The organism is Jiella sp. M17.18 (genome assembly GCF_041027365.1).
In the GTDB taxonomy this organism is placed as follows: domain Bacteria; phylum Pseudomonadota; class Alphaproteobacteria; order Rhizobiales; family Rhizobiaceae; genus VKMB-3413.
This window is the reverse complement of record NZ_JBFTEH010000001.1, coordinates 472,838-488,168: the sequence shown is the minus strand read 5'-3', so window position 1 is coordinate 488,168 and position 15,331 is coordinate 472,838. Positions and strand designations below refer to the sequence as shown.

The 15,331-nt window shown below is 69.7% G+C and carries 15 protein-coding genes; 4 read left to right on the top strand and 11 right to left on the bottom strand.

Features of this window, described 5'->3' with window-relative positions; genetic code table 11:
• Positions 1 to 161 precede the first annotated feature (161 nt).
• The 4 genes from AB5S17_RS02320 to AB5S17_RS02305 are packed head-to-tail and all read left to right on the top strand — an operon-like array spanning position 162 to position 3,351.
• Positions 162 to 854: a glutathione S-transferase family protein gene (locus AB5S17_RS02320; RefSeq protein WP_369235701.1), complete on the top strand. Its 693-nt coding sequence runs from the start codon at positions 162 to 164 to the stop codon at positions 852 to 854.
• A gap of 55 nt (positions 855 to 909) precedes the next feature.
• A complete protein-coding gene (gene queG / locus AB5S17_RS02315; protein WP_369235699.1) occupies positions 910 to 2,064 on the top strand; it encodes a tRNA epoxyqueuosine(34) reductase QueG in 1,155 nt (384 codons plus the stop codon).
• Positions 2,039 to 2,422 carry a hypothetical protein gene (locus tag AB5S17_RS02310; RefSeq protein ID WP_369235697.1) on the top strand — a complete coding sequence of 128 codons (384 nt, stop codon included), beginning with the start codon at positions 2,039 to 2,041 and terminating at the stop codon, positions 2,420 to 2,422. Before queG ends, AB5S17_RS02310 begins: the two co-directional genes overlap by 26 nt.
• The gene (locus AB5S17_RS02305) at positions 2,419 to 3,351 is read left to right on the top strand and encodes an SDR family oxidoreductase (protein ID WP_369235695.1); all 933 of its coding nucleotides are present in this window, start codon (positions 2,419 to 2,421) and stop codon (positions 3,349 to 3,351) included. The genes AB5S17_RS02310 and AB5S17_RS02305 overlap by 4 nt, the downstream gene beginning before the upstream one ends.
• A gap of 199 nt (positions 3,352 to 3,550) precedes the next feature.
• Here AB5S17_RS02305 and AB5S17_RS02300 read toward each other — a convergent pair whose 3' ends face one another.
• From AB5S17_RS02300 to AB5S17_RS02250, 11 genes are all read right to left on the bottom strand, one after another.
• Entirely contained in the window at positions 3,551 to 4,201 is a 651-nt protein-coding gene (locus AB5S17_RS02300; protein ID WP_369235693.1) for a GntR family transcriptional regulator, read from the bottom strand.
• 31 nt (positions 4,202 to 4,232) lie between these two features.
• Positions 4,233 to 6,032, bottom strand: a complete 1,800-nt coding sequence (gene atzF / locus AB5S17_RS02295) for an allophanate hydrolase (protein ID WP_369235691.1) — start codon at positions 6,030 to 6,032, stop codon at positions 4,233 to 4,235.
• Positions 6,033 to 6,327: 295 nt separating this feature from the next.
• Positions 6,328 to 6,678 carry a cupin domain-containing protein gene (locus tag AB5S17_RS02290; protein WP_369236126.1) on the bottom strand — a complete coding sequence of 117 codons (351 nt, stop codon included), beginning with the start codon at positions 6,676 to 6,678 and terminating at the stop codon, positions 6,328 to 6,330.
• A gap of 5 nt (positions 6,679 to 6,683) precedes the next feature.
• The gene (locus tag AB5S17_RS02285; RefSeq protein ID WP_369235689.1) at positions 6,684 to 7,388 is read right to left on the bottom strand and encodes a cysteine hydrolase family protein; all 705 of its coding nucleotides are present in this window, start codon (positions 7,386 to 7,388) and stop codon (positions 6,684 to 6,686) included.
• Positions 7,388 to 9,007 (bottom strand): ABC transporter ATP-binding protein, encoded by a 1,620-nt coding sequence (locus AB5S17_RS02280; RefSeq protein ID WP_369235687.1) that lies wholly within the window; start codon positions 9,005 to 9,007, stop codon positions 7,388 to 7,390. The genes AB5S17_RS02285 and AB5S17_RS02280 overlap by 1 nt, the downstream gene beginning before the upstream one ends.
• Positions 9,007 to 10,122 (bottom strand): ring-opening amidohydrolase, encoded by a 1,116-nt coding sequence (locus AB5S17_RS02275; RefSeq protein ID WP_369235685.1) that lies wholly within the window; start codon positions 10,120 to 10,122, stop codon positions 9,007 to 9,009. The genes AB5S17_RS02280 and AB5S17_RS02275 overlap by 1 nt, the downstream gene beginning before the upstream one ends.
• Positions 10,122 to 10,805 (bottom strand): cysteine hydrolase family protein, encoded by a 684-nt coding sequence (locus AB5S17_RS02270; protein ID WP_369236124.1) that lies wholly within the window; start codon positions 10,803 to 10,805, stop codon positions 10,122 to 10,124. Before AB5S17_RS02270 ends, AB5S17_RS02275 begins: the two co-directional genes overlap by 1 nt.
• Positions 10,806 to 11,121: 316 nt before the next feature.
• Positions 11,122 to 12,138, bottom strand: coding sequence for a formamidase (locus AB5S17_RS02265; protein WP_369235683.1), 1,017 nt, complete (start codon positions 12,136 to 12,138; stop codon positions 11,122 to 11,124).
• A gap of 13 nt (positions 12,139 to 12,151) precedes the next feature.
• On the bottom strand, positions 12,152 to 13,075 hold the full coding sequence (locus AB5S17_RS02260; RefSeq protein WP_369235681.1) for an ABC transporter permease: 924 nt from the start codon (positions 13,073 to 13,075) through the stop codon (positions 12,152 to 12,154).
• Positions 13,072 to 14,187, bottom strand: coding sequence for an ABC transporter permease (locus AB5S17_RS02255; protein WP_369235679.1), 1,116 nt, complete (start codon positions 14,185 to 14,187; stop codon positions 13,072 to 13,074). Before AB5S17_RS02255 ends, AB5S17_RS02260 begins: the two co-directional genes overlap by 4 nt.
• Before the next feature lie 7 nt (positions 14,188 to 14,194).
• Positions 14,195 to 15,307, bottom strand: a complete 1,113-nt coding sequence (locus AB5S17_RS02250; RefSeq protein WP_369235677.1) for a BMP family ABC transporter substrate-binding protein — start codon at positions 15,305 to 15,307, stop codon at positions 14,195 to 14,197.
• Positions 15,308 to 15,331 lie beyond the last annotated feature (24 nt).

Sequence of the window (15,331 nt, the reverse complement as noted above, 5' to 3'; positions counted from 1 at the left end):
GTCCCTGCCCTCGCATGCAGAACACGCGTTCGCACTTCGTTGACGAAATTCTGCGATCGTCCGAGCAAGCGGCGGTGCGCGGCGCTTTCCGGCGACGAGCACCGCCACGTCACAAAGAGGCGTGTCGCCCCGATGCCTCTTGCAACATCCAGCCCGATTGAATGCTGAAGCTCCACCACCATCCGATGTCCGCCGCCTCCCGTTTCATACGGCTTGTGCTGGGTGAATATGGCGAACGCTGCGAGCTGGTGGAGGAACGTCCGTGGCAGCGGCGGGCCGAATTCCTGGCGCTGAACCCGGCCGCCACCCTGCCCGTACTGATCGAGGACAACGGGCCGGCGATCATCGGCGGCATCGTCATCGGCGAGTATCTCGACGAGACCCGCGGCGCCTTCCAGCGCGACAAGCGGCTGATGTCGGAAAAGCCGATCGAGCGCGCGGAGGCACGGCGGCTGACCGAGTGGTTCCTCCACAAGCTCGATTCGGAGGTGACGCGCTATCTGATCCGCGAGCGCGTCTTCAAGCTCGACATGAAGCCCGACGAGGGCGGCGGCCCGCCCGACGCGTCGGCGATCCGGGCGGCGCGGGCGAACCTCAAGCATCACCTGCGCTATCTCGGCTGGCTGGCGGAGAGCCGCGACTGGCTCGCCGGGCCGCGCCTGTCCTATGCCGACATCTCGGCCGCTGCGGCACTCTCGGCGCTCGACTATATCGGCGAAGTCGCTTGGGACGCGGAACCCGCGGTCAAGGACTGGTACATGCGGCTGAAGTCCCGGCCGTCCTTCCGCCCGCTGCTCGGCGAGCGCGTGCGCGGCCTGCCGCCCTCCTCGCAATACGCCGAACTGGATTTCTGAGGCGGGCGCGCAGCGGCGGGATGCGCGGGGCGCCCGTCGTCGCCATATCGCGGCCATGCCCGACGACACCGCCAGCCTGAAATCCTTCATCGCCGCCGATGCCGCTCGTCTCGGCTTTTCCGCCGTCGGCATCGCGCCCGGCGAAGGCGATGTGACGGCGGGCGACAGGCTGGTCGACTTCATCGCGGCGGGGCGGCACGGGACGATGGGCTGGATGCCCGAGACTGCCGAACGCCGCCGTTCGGCCAGGGCGCTGTGGCCTCAGGTCCGCTCGATCGTCGTCCTCGGCATGAACTACGGGCCAGACGAGGACCCGCTGGCGGTCCTGCAGCGCCCCGACCGCGGCGCGATCTCGGTCTATGCCCGGCACCGCGACTATCACGACGTCATCAAGGGCAGGCTGAAGGAACTCGCCGGCCGGATCGTTGCCCGGGCCCGCCAGGCCGGCCTCGGGCAGCCGGACGTGAAGGTGTTCGTCGACACGGCGCCGGTGATGGAAAAGCCGCTCGGCGCGATGGCGGGGCTCGGCTGGCAGGGCAAACACACCAACCTCGTCAGCCGCGAGCATGGCTCCTGGCTGTTCCTCGGCTCGATCTTCACGACGCTCGACCTTGCGCCGGACACGCCCGCCCGCGATCTCTGCGGCTCCTGCCGCGCCTGCCAGGACGTCTGTCCGACGAATGCCTTCCCGCAGCCCTACCAGCTGGATGCGCGGCGCTGCATCTCCTACCTCACGATCGAGACCCGAGCGGTCATCCCGCGCGAGTTCCGGCAGGCGATGGGCAACCGCATCTATGGCTGCGACGACTGCCTGGCGGTCTGCCCGTGGAACAAGTTCGCGCGCGAGGCGCAGGAGGCCAAGCTCGTCGCGCGCGAGGAGCTGAAGGCGCCGCGCCTTGCCGATCTCCTGGCGCTCGACGATGCGGCATTCCGGACGCTGTTCTCGGGCTCGCCGATCAAGCGGATCGGCCGCGACAAGTTCGTCTCCAACTGCCTGATCGCGGCCGGCAATTCGGGCGATCCGGGCCTCCTGCCCCATGTCGAGACGCTGCTTCAGGACCCGGCGCCGCTGGTGCGGGCGATGGCGGTTTGGGCGCTGTCGCGTCTCGATCCGGCCGGCGCCTTGCAACGGCGCGCCGCCGCGCTTGATAGTGAGACGGATCCTCTGGTCGGGAGCGAATGGCATGGCCTGGAGACGAGCGAAGACTGAACCGGCAGAGGCGCGCGCCGGCGCGATCGGCGAGCCGGCCGCGACGCTGCCGGAGCCGCCGGCGGAGACGATCGAGGCGAAGGCGCGCCGCGCGCTCTATCAGCTGCAGAGCCATTCCGGCTCGCTCAGGCCCGATGTCTCCGCGGGTTCGGCCGCACTCGGGCTCGGCGCCGTCGGCGCGCTCGCTCTCGGGGCCGCCGCGGTCGGCGCGGTGGCCGTCGGCGCCTTCGCGATCGGCCGCCTGTCGGTCGGTCGGGCGCGCATCGGCGAGGCGGAGATCGGCCGGCTCAGGATTGGGCGCCTCGAGGTCGACGAACTGGTCGGGCCGGCCTGGCGCCTGCCGCGTTTCGGCGCATGACCGATCTCAAGTTCTTCATCTTCGGGCACGGCTATTCCGCTGGTCGGTTTGCCGAAACGCGCGACCCGCACGACATCGTCGGGACGACCGTGCGGACGGCCGACAAGGCGGTGTCGCTCGCAACGCACGGGCTGAAGCCCTTCGTGTTCGACGGCGCGCATCCCTGCGACGGCATCGCCTCGACGCTCTACCGCGCGACGCATCTCCTCGTTTCGGTGCCGCCTGGCCATCCCGCGCCGAAGGGCGCCTCGGTCGGCGGCGCCAACGCCGCGCCGGGCGATCCGGTGCTGCGCTGGTATGCCGACGAAATCGGCCATGGCAGCCCGAACCTCGAATGGATCGGCTATCTCTCGACCGTCGGGGTCTATGGCGAACATGACGGCGACTGGGTCGACGAGACGAGCGAACTGAGGCCCGCCTCCGAGCGCTCCAAGGGGCGCGTCGCGGCAGAGAACGGCTGGCAGGCGCTCGCCGAGACCCGCGGCGTGCCGCTGGCGATCCTGCGCCTCTCCGGCATCTACGGTCCCGGCCGCAACGGCTTCGTCAACCTTGCCAAGGGCACCGCCAAGCGGCTGGTGAAGCCCGGCCAGGTGTTCAACCGAATCCATGTCGACGACATCGCCGGCGCGCTGACGCTGCTCGCCGAGAAGCGTCTCGGCGGCGTCTTCAACGTCACCGACGACGAACCCGCCCCGCCGCAGGATGTCGTCGCTCATGCGGCGGAGCTGGCCGGCGTCGAACCGCCGCCGGAGGTGGCGTTCGACGAAGCCGAGCTGTCGCCGATGGCGCGCTCGTTCTACGGCGAGAACAAGCGGGTCTCGAACGCGAAGATCAAGGACGCCGGCTACGCCTTCCGCTACCCGACGTACCGGGAAGGGCTGAAGGAGCTGGCGGGGGATTATCAGCGCTTTCACAAGGACGAGGCGTAGCCGAGGGAGGCGCCTTTCCTCTCCCCACGGGGAGAGGGTGGCCGCAGAGCGGCGGGGCGATGGCGCTCGCGGTGGAGGAGTGGCAGCAGAGGCACCACCGGAACCCTGCTGGCGGACCGCTCTCCCCTCATCGCCTGCCGGCACTTCTCCCCTCGGGGGAGGAAAAGGCCGCCCTTCGGCCGCCTCTGCCCGGACAGGCTCAACCCTCCGTGTGCGGCTGGACCGTGTCCACCGCCTTGCGGACGGTCAGGATATGCCGGCGCATCGTCGCCGCGGCCTCCTCGCCGTCGCCGGCGATGATCGCCGACACGATCAGCCCGTGCTCACGATGCGAGGCGTCGGGCCGATGGAAGGCCTCGAACTGAAGGTTCCGGAAGGGCGCCAGCCGCCGGCGGACCGACAGTGTCGTCCGCTCCAGGAACGGGTTGTGCGAGCCGGCATAGATGGCGTTGTGGAAGCGCTCGTTGTGAGCGCGATAAGCTTCGATGTCGTTGTCCGCGGCGTGCGCTGCCCCCTCGTGATGCAGGAGCGCGAAGGCGTCGAGTTCGGCGCCGGCCATGGTGGTGGCGCAGAGTCGGGCGCACAGCGCCTCCAGCTCGGCCATGACCACGAAGGTATCGTCGAGCTCGCGCTCGGTCAGCTTGGTGACGACGGCGCCGCGATGCGGGCGCGACAGCGCGAGGCCGTTGGCCTCCAGCTGCCGCAGCGCCTCGCGCACCGGCGTGCGCGACACGCCGAATTCGGCGGCGATGGACGTCTCGTCCATCGGCTCGCCCGGCCGCAGGAACCCATGCACGATCCGGTCGGCCAGGGTCTCGCGAATCATGTCCGTCTGCGTGCGCTTGCTCACTCGCTCGCTCATAGCCGGGTCGCCTGAAGGGTCAAGCGGCTGCGACCGCAGATTGGCAATACGCCCGCCAGCCACCGAAGGCGGTGATGTCGCGGGCGCCGGCGAGCCCTGCCGGCTCGCAGAGAAAGCCGCAGACGGCGCTTCCATCCGCCAGCGTCAGCCGGCCGATCCCGAGGGGCTGCGGGATCGTCGCGACGAAATCGCCGAAGGCCGCGGGATCGAGCGACCAGATCTCGACCGCGATTCCCGGTCCGGCAAAGCCCGGCTCACGCATCAGGCCCGGCTTCGCCGGCGTCGTGCCCAGCGCATGCAGGCGATAGTCCGGAGCGGTGCGATCGTTGCGCAAGAGCACGCCGCCGCGATCGGTCAATTCGTGGTTCAGCGGCATGCCGGTCAGATGCGCGCCGACGACGGCGATTTCGATGCGGCTGGCTGAACGGCTCCTTTCCACCCGCGGTGGCCGGAAACCGCGCGCGAGGCCGGCGCCGCAACCGGCCGCTTCGTGCATCTCGGACGCGAATGCGGCCAGCGCGTCGTCAGTGTCGCGCGGAGCGACGAGCTGGACGCCGAAGGGCGGTCCCGCATCCGTGAAGCCCGCCGGCACGGCGATCGCCGCGCAGCCGAAGAAGTTGGCGAAGTTGGTGAAGCGGCCGAAGCGGGCGTTGAGCGCCAACGGATCGGCGAGCATCGCCTCCACCGTCTGGATGTCCGGCGAGGTCGGCAGCAGCAGCGCGTCGACCTTCGCCCATTCGGCCTCGGCCTGCCGGCGCAGTTCCTCCAGGCGGTAGACGCCCCGGAAGGCGTCGACGGCGCTCATCCCGCGCGCGCCCTCGATGATCCGCCGCACCGTCGGTTCGACGCTCTCCGGCTTGGCGTCGAGGAATTCAAGGATCGCCGCCAGCCGCTCGGCGACCCACGGCCCCTCGTAGAGCAGCGCCGCCGCCTCACGGAACGGGCGATAGTCGAACGCCACGATCGTCGCGCCGAGGCTCGCCGCCCGCTCGATCGCCGCCTCGTAGAGGGCGCGATAGGCGCCGTTGCCGTAGAACTCGCGCTCCGCCTCCGCCGGCACGCCGAGCCGCAGTGTCCCCGGCAACGTCACGGCCCCGAAGCGGCGGGCATAGGCATCGGCAGGATCGAAGCCTTCCGCCACCCGCCGCACGGCCACGCCGTCGGCGACGCTGGCGGCGAAGACCGTGACGACGTCGATCGAGCGGCAGGCCGGTACGACGCCGGTCGTGGAGACGCGGCCGGGCGACGGCTTGATGCCGACGATGTTGTTGAAGGCGGCCGGCACGCGGCCCGAGCCGGCCGTGTCAGTCCCGAGCGCGAAGGCGGCGCAGCCGGCGGCGACCGCCACTGCAGACCCGGAACTGGAGCCACCGGAGACGTAGGATTCATCGAAGACGCAGCGCGGCGCGCCGTAGGGCGAGCGGGTGCCGTTGAGCCCGGTGGCGAACTGATCGAGATTGGTCTTGCCGACGAAGAGCGCGCCGGCTGCGAGGAGGCGCTCGACGACGGTGGCGCTTTTCCCAGGGAGGTAGGCGTAGTCCGGGCAGCCGGCGGTCGTGGCAACGCCCGCGAGGTCGATATTGTCCTTCACAGCGAAGGGCAGGCCCCAGAGCGGCAGGCTGGAGGGGTCCGGCGCACGATCCATGAGGGCCTGGGCGGCGGCAATCAGTTCCTCGCGCGAGACCTTCGCGATGAACGCAGCGGGGTCACCCGTCTCCAGCCGGTCCGCCACCGCAGCCGCGACGTCCGCCGGACTCGCGCCGCCGGCGTAGAGGGCCCGCAGGCCGGGGAAGTCGAGAATGGTCGGCAGCTCGGTCATGGTTTCCTCCGCGAGGCATTGTTCTTCTTGGCGCGATAAGGGACTGCGGGCCGGGGCACTGTCCTGTCGAACACGGCGCCCGTCGCGCCCCCGTCTGGGCTGCCGCCCATCTCCCCCGCGAGGGGGGAGATCAGCAGCTTCCGCTTCGGCTCCCGCCCCGTGAACGTTGATGTCAGCCTCGATCGCTGCCGGCCGAGCGTGACGCACGCGCGAGATCGATCTCCCCCCTCGTGGGGGAGATGCCCGGCAGGGCAGAGGGGGGCGCGACGGGCGAGGCGTTCGCGGGAACGCGCCCTCACCCTTCTTCCCCCACGATCCGCACCGGCGCCGCCCAGGAGATCAGCACGATGCAGCCCTCCTCCGACCAGACGCGATGGCGCGTGCCCGCCTCGTTGAAGACGACGTCGCCGGCGCGATAGAGGCCGTTGTCGTCGGACTGCGAACCGATGAGGACGCAGATCGTCTCGAGCCCCAGGTGCTCGTGCAGCGGCACGGACGCGCCAGGGGCGTAGCGCAGCAGCGCCACCGCCGGACCCGCGCCCTCCGCCGCGCGATAGAGATGGGCGATCTCGACGCCGTCGCGGAAGGGCTCGAAGGGTGCGTTGGCAAGGTTCAGCCCGAGCAGCGCGGGAAACACCTGCGGCATCGCCGTCACGCCTCTGCCGCCAGGAGCGGCGCGTTCGTCCCCGCAGCTCCGCCGAGCCCGGCGACGATCGCGCCGACCGGCGCGGCACATCCGACGATCGCCCCTTGCGCGGTGATCATCTCGATCGTCGCCCGCTTGAAGTCCGGGAAGTAGCTCTCCGTCGCGTCCTCCGCGATCAGGCATTCGTAGCCGCGATCGTTCGCCTCGCGCATGGTCGTCTGCACGCAGACCTCCGTCGTCACGCCGGCAAAGACCAGCTGCGTCACATCGAGCCTCGCCAGATGATCCGCCAGATCGGTGGCGTAGAAGGCGCCCTTGCCGGGCTTGTCGATCACCAGTTCGCCTTCCAGGGGAGCGAGCTCGGACACGATCTCCGCACCCGGCTCGCCGGCGATCAGGATGCGGCCCATCGGCCCCGTGTCGCCGATGCGAAGGCCGGGCGCGCCGCGCGAGCGCTTGGCCGGCGGACAGTCGGAGAGGTCGGCGCGGTGGCATTCGCGCGTGTGGATCACCGGTCGGCCGGCGGCGCGGAACCCCGCGATGAGCCGTGCCGTCGCCGGGACGATCGCCTGCAGCAGGGAGACGTCGTTGCCGAGCGACGCGCCGAAGCCGCCGGGCTCCAGGAAGTCGCGCTGCATGTCGATGACGATCAGCGCGACCTGAGAGGGGTCGAGCGGAAAGGCGAAGGGCCGGGCCGGGATCGGGGACATCAGGCGATCTCCCCGATCGTCTCCGCCGCCGAGTGGCCGGCCATATGGGCGCCGATCTCCCGGACGTCCGCCGTCTCGCCGCCCGCGCATTCGAACACGATGCGGCCCTCGAACATGACGAGGATGCGGTCCGCCAGGGCGACGATCTCGTCGAGGTCTTCGGAGACCAGCAGCACGGCCGTGCCGCGGTTGCGCGCCGCGATCAGCTGCGCCCGGATGTCGGCGACGGCTCCGAAGTCGAGGCCGAAGCACGGATTGGCGGCGACCAGAAGGTCGGCCTCGCCGCCGAGTTCGCGAGCGAGCACCGCGCGCTGGACATTGCCGCCGGACAAGGTCGCGATCGGCGCGGAAGGGCCTTGCGTCTTCACCGAATAGGCCGCGATCATCCGCTCGGCCTCGGAGCGCATGCGCTTTTTGTCGAGCAGCCGGATCGGCGCGCCCTCGGCGTTGCGGTCGAAGGAGCGGAAGGCGAGGTTGTCGGAGACGCTCATCCGGCCGACGCAGGCGTTGCGCAAGGGTTCCTCCGGCAGGCAGCGAACCTTCAGCGCCTGCGCCGCCCGGCGGCTGGCATCGTAGGGCTCGCCCTTGACGCGGATCGTGCCGCTGTCCGGATGTTCCTGGCCCGAGAAGAGGTCGACCAGCCGCTTCTGCCCGTTGCCGGAAATGCCGGCGATGCCGACAATCTCGCCGGCGAAAACGTCGAGCCGGTCGATGGCGACCGACCCGCGCGTCGCGGCGGTGCCGGAGCGGACATTCTGAAGGGACAGGACCGGCTGAACGCTGCGGGCGATCGCCGCCCGGTCCGGCACCGCGGCGAGCTCGCGCTCGCCGATCATCATCGCCGCCATCTGCGTCGTCGAGAGGTCCGCCACCCTGCCCTCGCCGACCTTGGCGCCGCGGCGCAGCACCGTGACGCGGTCGCAGAAGGCGGTCACCTCGGCGAACTTGTGGGTGATGAGGAGCACGGCCATGCCGGTCTCGGACGCGCGGGCGCGCAGGAAGCCGAGCACCTCGCGCGCCTCGTCCGGCGTCAGCACCGAAGTCGGCTCGTCGAGGACGAGAATGCGCGAGCCGAGATAGAGCTGCTTCAGGATTTCGGTCTTCTGCCGCTCGCCGGCCGACAGCCGGTCCACCGGCGTGTCGAGCGGAACCTTGAGCGGCATCGTCGCCAGGAACTCCGTCAGCGCGCGGCGCTCTGTCTTCCAGTCGATCAGCCGGGGCACGTCGACGCGGGACATCACCAGGTTTTCGAGGACGGTCATCGCCGGCACGAGGGTGAAGTGCTGATAGACCATGCCGATGCCGAGCCGGCGGGCGTCGCGCGGATTGTCGATCGCCTGCTCGCGCCCGTCGAGGATCACGCCGCCGGCATCCGGGTGGTAGTAGCCGAGGATGCACTTCACCAGCGTCGACTTGCCGGCGCCGTTCTCGCCGAGGAGGGCGTGGAACTCGCCCGCCTGGAGCGAGAGGGAGACGTCATCGAGTGCCGTGAAGGACCCGAACCGCTTGGTGAGGCCCACCGCCTCCAGCAGCGGTCGTTCGCGGTGATCGTCTCTCGAAGGCGGCGGCGCGGCTTCCAGGCCGTCGGCGGGATCATGCAAGGGCGTGACGGCGGACATCAGCTGTCTCCTTCCGGCGAACGGGGCAGACGTCGGGCGATCACGGCGACAGGGCCGCCCCCGTTGGGGCCCTGGTGCTCGGCCCCGCCGGACACGAAGAGTTCGCTCGTGCCGGTCAGACCGGCGAGCGCGCCGCCGGCAAAGGCCCGGGCGTGGCGGGTGGCCGAGATGTCGCTGTCGTCCAGCATGGTGTGGCGCGCACCGCGCAGGCGGCCGGCGGTGCCGGGCTCGGCCTTGGCGAGCAGCGCGACGAGGCGCTCGCGCTCGGCCGGCGTCAGCTGGCCGTCGGCCGCAAAGCCGAGGCGCCGCAGCGCGTCGCGAACCGGCAGGATGTCGATCGCATCCGCCATGACGGCATGGTCGACGACGAGCGGGCCGGACCAGGCCTTGCTCATGCCGAGAACGACGATCTCGTGGTTCATCAGCTCGACACCCGCCGAGGTGCTGGCGCGGCCCGACCACAGGCTGGTGTCGCGGCCGATGATCGCGTCGCTCATCGCATGCGCTTCGATCTCGCCGAGCGCCAGCGCAACGCCGAGGGCCGAGGCGCCGCGGGCAAGGCCCATCGACTTCAGCGTGTCGCGCGTCGCGACGGTCTCGCCGCGCGCTTCCGCTTCCGCGATCCGCTCGGCAGTCAGAAGCGGGCACTTGATCTGGACGAAGTGGACGTCGGCGGGATCCTCGATGCCGGCATCGTGCATCGCCTTGGCGACGCCCTCCGCCACCATCCAGACCTCGGCCATGCGGCCGAGATGTTCCGGCGCCAGATCGCCGGTATGGGCACAGCCGATGGCGAGGGCCGGACCGTCGGAGGTGGTCGCGGAGCCGCGTTCGAGGACGATCAGGTGCGGCGACAGCGCACCCTCGGTGCCGCCGGACATGACGGTCGCGATGCCGGCGACGGCGTCGGGCGGAAGATGCGCCGACAGCGCCGCCTTCAGCGCCGAAACGGCGAAGGCGCGGGTGAAGTCGTTGACGCAGCCATTGCCCTCGGTCTTGCCGAGGATCGCGACGATCCCCGCCGGATCGATCCGCCCGTCGCCGATCATCGCCTGGAGCCCCGACACGTCGTCCGGCGCCCGCGTCGCGATCCGGTGGACTTTTGCCTGCCGCATCAGGAGATCGCCGCAATGAAGGCGTCGCTCGTCGCCACCGCGCCGAACACGCCGCCCTGCATCTTGACCATGTCGAGCGCGGCGAGGTGGTTCTCCATCTTGGTCGCCCCGGTGCAATCGGAGAGCAGGAGGCACTCGTAGCCGCGGTCGTTGGCGTCGCGCATGGTGGTGTGGACGCAGACATCGGTGGTGACCCCGGTCAGGACGATGTTGCGGATGCGCTTCGTCTGCAAGACGAGGTCAAAGTCGGTGGCGAGGAAGGAGCCCTTGCCCGGCTTGTCGATGATCGCCTCGCCCGGCAGCGGCTGCAGCTCCGGAATGATCTCCCAGCCCGGCTCGCCGCGCACCAGGATGCGCCCGCACGGTCCCTGGTCGCCGATGCCCGCGCCGATCCGCTGCGAGCGCCAGCGCTTGTTGGCGGGAAGGTCGGAGAGATCCGGCTTGTGGCCCTCGCGGGTGTGGATGATGGTGAAGTCCTTCGCCCGCGCCACGTCGAGGAGTTTCGCGATGGGTTCGATCGGTGCCCGCGTGTTGGACAGGTCGTAGCCCATGGAGTCGACGTAGCCGCCGGGCGCGCAGAAATCGACCTGCATGTCGATAACGACGATGGCGGTGTTCTCGGGCCTGAGATCGCCGTCGAACGGCCAGGGATAGGGGTCGGATGCGACCGTGCGCCCGCCCAGCACGAAGGCGGCATCGATACGCTCGTCGAGGGTGGCGGTCATTGGCGGGGTCCTCGCTTCGCATCGGTTCGAGACTGGTTCGGGCCGGCGCCCCGATGCGCCCCCCTCTGCCCTTCCGGGCATCTCCCCCGCGAGGGGGGAGATCGATCTCGCGCGAAAGCCATCGGCCAATCGCCAGCGTCGCTTTCGGCAAAGAGGTCGGAGGTCGGGAGGCTGCCGCCAAAGCTGCCGATCTCCCCCCGCGTGGGGGAGATGTCCGGCAGGACAGAGGGGGGCGCGCCGGCCGCCACTTCCTGAAGCAAGGCCACCATCCCCATCACTCCGCCGCGTCCTTGAAGCGCTCCCCGAACACCCGCGTCGGCGCCGGAAAACCGCAGGAGGTGCCGTCGGTGACCTTGACTTCATCCTCCCACGGCACGCGGTATTTGCCCGCCACCATGTCGTGCATGAAGGTGTAGGGGCAGTCCTGCGCGCCGCCCTTCACCGCGACATAGCCGCGATGGCCGAGCTGGTAGATGTTGTTCTCGACGCCCCAGCCGATGCGCGCCTCGCGCACCAGGTCCGGGCGCACTTCGGCGGTGATGATCTCGTCGGCGCGGCCGGTCGTGCCGTGGGCGATGACGGTGCCGTCGAAGTCGACGATCATGCCCTCGCCCATGGAATCGAACGAGCCGTCCGAGCCGCACATGCAGACATTCGCGGTGATCATCAGGTTCTGGAAGGCGTTGGCCTGGTTGGTGAAGCGCCAGGAGTTCCGGATCGGCGCGGTGTATCCGGCGGTCCGCAGCATGATCTCCGCGCCCTTGTAGGCGCATTCGCGGGCCATCTCCGGAAACATGCCGTCATGGCAGATGATCAGCGCCAGCTTGCAGCCGTTCGGTCCGTCGATCACGGGGATGCCGCGGTCGCCGGGCTCCCAGGGCTCGACCGGCACCCAGGGATGGAGCTTGCGATAGTTGAGGACGATCTCGCCGGCGTCGTTGATGACGAGCCCGGTGTTGTAGGGCATGCCGCCGGGGTTCAGCTCCATGATCGAGAAGCAGCCCCAGATCCTGTTATCGACACAGGCCTGTTTGAACGCAGCCACCTCCGGCCCGTCGAGCCGGCACATGATCTCCGGATTGATGTCCATCGACAGGCCGTGCAGCGAATATTCGGGGAAGACGACGAGGTCCATCGTCGCCATGTTCCGCCGGGCCTTGCCGACCATCCAGACGATCTTCTCGGTCTGCGCCTTCAGGTCGGCCATCGTCGCGACGGTCGGCAACTGCAGCTGCACGCAGCCGATGACGACGCCGTTCGGCGATTTGTTCAGTCCGCCCAATCCGTTCATGGCGAGACCTCTCCTATTTTGTGATCGACAGCTCGCGCGGCGCGCCTTCCAGCGCGCGGTTCCGCGAGGAGGTGAAGAACAGGATGACGAGGGTGAGGACGTACGGCGCGGCGTAGAAGAGGTAGTAGCCCTCCGTCACGCCCACCGACTGCAGCGCCGGCCCGAGCGCCCCGGCCCCGCCGAAGAGCAGCGCCGCGCCGAAGCAGGCGAAGGGGTTCCAGCGCGCGAAGATCACCAGCGCCACCGCGATCAGCCCTTGGCCGGACGAGATGTGCTCGTTCCAGGAGCCGGGATAGTAGAGCGAGAGATAGGCCCCCGCGACGCCCGCCATGAAGCCGCCGAAGGCGGTCGCGCCGATCCGCACCGGCAGGATCGAATAGCCCATGGCGCGGGCCGCATCGGCGCTGTCGCCGACCATGCGGATGACGAGGCCGAGCCGCGTGCGCTTGAACATGAAGGCGAGCAGCGCCGCGACCACGATGCCGATCAGGAACAGCGGCGAGACCTCCAGCGCCGAGCGCAGCTGCGGCAGGGACGACCAGGCGCCGAACGGGATCGCCGGCAGCATCGGCGCCGCCGGCTGGATCAGCGGCTTGCCGAAGAAGAAGGCGACGCCGGTGCCGAGCAGCATCATCGCGATGCCGACCGCGATGTCGTTCACCCGCGGCAGCGAGCAGAGGAGGCCGTGCATCAGGCCGAAAAGGACTCCGGCGAGACCGGCGACCAGCACGCCGAGCCAGGGCGATCCGGTGATGAGCGAGCCGCCATAGCCGGCCATGGCGCCGAAGACGAGCGTGCCCTCGAGGCCGAGATTGATGCGGCCGGACTTCTCCGTCACGCATTCGCCGAGGCTGACGAAGAGGAACGGCGTCGAGACGCGGAGCATGCCGCCGAGGACGGCGAGCGGCACCGCCCAGAGGCCGAGGTCAGCGCTCATTTCGCGCCTCCCCGCGTCGGGCCGAGCGCCGGCAGGAGGCGGCCGGACAGGGTCTCGGACACCAGGATCGCGACGAACAGAATGCCCTGCAGGACGAGCACAGTCGCATCCGGCAGGTCCATGCGCCGCTGGACGAGCCCGCCGGCCGCCTCGATGCCGCCGATCAGCAGCGCCATCGGGATGATGGCGATCGGGTTCTGCCGCGCGAGGAAGGCGATGAGAATGCCGGTATAGCCGTAGCCGGCGATCAGCGAGGCGTTGGCCGACCCTTGCACCGCTGCGACGTCGATCATGCCGGCGAGGCCGGCCGCGGCGCCGGCCGCAGCGGTGAAGGCGAGGATCAGCCGGCCGACGGGCAGACCCTGCACCGCGGCGGCGCGGGCATTGCCGCCGGCGATGCGGGCCGCGAATCCGAACGTCGTGCGCGACAGGACGAAGCCGGCGACGAGGCAGGCGAGGACGCCGATGGCAAATCCCCAATGCACGTCCATCCCCGGCATGTCGCCGACCCGGAAGGCGGTCGGCAGCGGCGTCGTCGACGGCTTGTTGAGGCTGGCGGGATCGCGCAGCGGCCCCTCGACGAAATGCTGCATCAGCGCGATGGCGATATAGGCCATCAGCAGGCTGGAGATCGTCTCGTTGACGCCGCGATAGTGCCGCAGCGCCCCGACGATGCCGATCCACAGGCCCCCGAGCGCCATGCCGGCGAGCGCCATGGCGATGATCCCAACGGCGGCCGGCGCGCCGGCAAGCCAAGTGCCCACCGCCGCCGCCGCGAGACCGCCGAGGACGAACGCACCCTCCCCGCCGATGACGACGAGGCCGAGCTGCGCCGGCAGCGCGACGCAGAGCGCGGTGAGGAGCAGCGGCGCGGTGCGCGTCATCGTGTTCTGGAGCGAGAACCAGGTGCCGAAGCCGCCGCGATAGACGAGGTAGTAGAAGTCCTCCGGCGACTTGCCGACCAGCGCGATGAACACGCCGAAGAGGCCGAGCCCCGCGATCAGCGCGAGGATCGGGATCAGCACGGCTTCGAGACGGCGGCCGGCCGTCTCGCCGATGAGCGGACGCGGCAGACCCCGGATGATCGGAGCGGCTTGCTGGATCTCGCTCATCGCCACCTCACGACGTCGAGCCGATGACGCCCTCGATGAGGTAGTCCATCTTCTCGAGCTCGATCGCGGTCTCGGGATAGGCCTTGCCGGCGGCAACGACGATGTTGCCCTTGTTGTCCTTCAGCGGGCCCTTGATGACGGCGTAGTCGCCCTTCATCACCTCGGCCTTCACGCTGTCGGCCTGCTTCCTGGCAGCGTCGGTGACGGCCGGCCCATAGGGGCTGATCTTGACGAAGTCCTCGGCCAGGCCGCCGCGCACGAAGTTCGGCAGCGTCTCACCCTTCAGCGCCTTCTCGGCGAACATCTTGTAGATCGTCGCCCAGTGCCATTCGGCGCCGGTGAGATACTTCTGCGGGGCGAGCGGCGCTTGGCTGGTGTGGTAGCCGGTGACATAGGCGCCGCGGCCGGCAGCCGTCTGCACGAAGACCTTGGGGCTGTCGACATGGCAGGTGAGGACGTCGGCGCCCTGGTCGACCAGCGCGTTGACGGCCTCCGCCTCCTTCACCGGCATCGCCCAGTCGCCGGTGAAGATCACCTGCGTCTGGATCGACGGGTCGACGCTCTTTGCGCCCAGCGTATAGGCGTTGATGTTCATCAGCACCTGCGGGATGGGCTTGGCCGCGACGAAACCGAGCTTCTTCGATTTGGTCATGTGGCCGGCGACGATGCCGCAGATGTACTGCGCCGTGCCGATATAGCCGAAATAGGAACCGGCGTTCGCCGGGTCCTTGGGGGTCCAGAGGCCGCCGCAATGACGGAACTGGACGTCCGGGTACTGCTTCGCCGTGTCGACGACGAAGGGGCTGTAATAGCCGAAGGAGGTCGGGAAGAGCAGCGAGGCGCCGTCGAGCTGGATCATCGATTCCATCGTCTTCACGACGGCGTCGCTCTCCGGGACGTTCTCCTCCTCGGTGATCGTCAGGCCGGGCATGTCCTTGATCGCCGCAGCGCCCTCGGCATGGCTCTGGTTGTAGCCGAAGTCGTCGCGCGGGCCGACATAGATGAAGCCCGCGGTCAGGCTCGCCGCGGCGGCCGGCGAAACGCGCGACACGAGCGGCAGGGCGCCCAGGGCGGCGCCCGTCATCAGAAAGCGGCGGCGCGTCATTGGCAGGAAGGTCATGTCGCATGCTCCGTTTGAAGAAGC

Bases quoted from the DNA above. Each gene is read 5' to 3' on its own strand.
- AB5S17_RS02320 (WP_369235701.1), top strand. From the start codon at position 162: ATGCTGAAGCTCCACCACCATCCGATGTCCGCCGCCTCCCGTTTCATA.
- queG (WP_369235699.1), top strand. From the start codon at position 910: ATGCCCGACGACACCGCCAGCCTGAAATCCTTCATCGCCGCCGATGCC.
- AB5S17_RS02310 (WP_369235697.1), top strand. From the start codon at position 2,039: ATGGCCTGGAGACGAGCGAAGACTGAACCGGCAGAGGCGCGCGCCGGC.
- AB5S17_RS02305 (WP_369235695.1), top strand. From the start codon at position 2,419: ATGACCGATCTCAAGTTCTTCATCTTCGGGCACGGCTATTCCGCTGGT.
- atzF (WP_369235691.1), bottom strand. From the start codon at position 6,032: ATGACCGAGCTGCCGACCATTCTCGACTTCCCCGGCCTGCGGGCCCTC.
- AB5S17_RS02290 (WP_369236126.1), bottom strand. From the start codon at position 6,678: ATGCCGCAGGTGTTTCCCGCGCTGCTCGGGCTGAACCTTGCCAACGCA.
- AB5S17_RS02285 (WP_369235689.1), bottom strand. From the start codon at position 7,388: ATGTCCCCGATCCCGGCCCGGCCCTTCGCCTTTCCGCTCGACCCCTCT.
- AB5S17_RS02280 (WP_369235687.1), bottom strand. From the start codon at position 9,007: ATGTCCGCCGTCACGCCCTTGCATGATCCCGCCGACGGCCTGGAAGCC.
- AB5S17_RS02275 (WP_369235685.1), bottom strand. From the start codon at position 10,122: ATGCGGCAGGCAAAAGTCCACCGGATCGCGACGCGGGCGCCGGACGAC.
- AB5S17_RS02265 (WP_369235683.1), bottom strand. From the start codon at position 12,138: ATGAACGGATTGGGCGGACTGAACAAATCGCCGAACGGCGTCGTCATC.
- AB5S17_RS02260 (WP_369235681.1), bottom strand. From the start codon at position 13,075: ATGAGCGCTGACCTCGGCCTCTGGGCGGTGCCGCTCGCCGTCCTCGGC.
- AB5S17_RS02255 (WP_369235679.1), bottom strand. From the start codon at position 14,187: ATGAGCGAGATCCAGCAAGCCGCTCCGATCATCCGGGGTCTGCCGCGT.
- AB5S17_RS02250 (WP_369235677.1), bottom strand. From the start codon at position 15,307: ATGACCTTCCTGCCAATGACGCGCCGCCGCTTTCTGATGACGGGCGCC.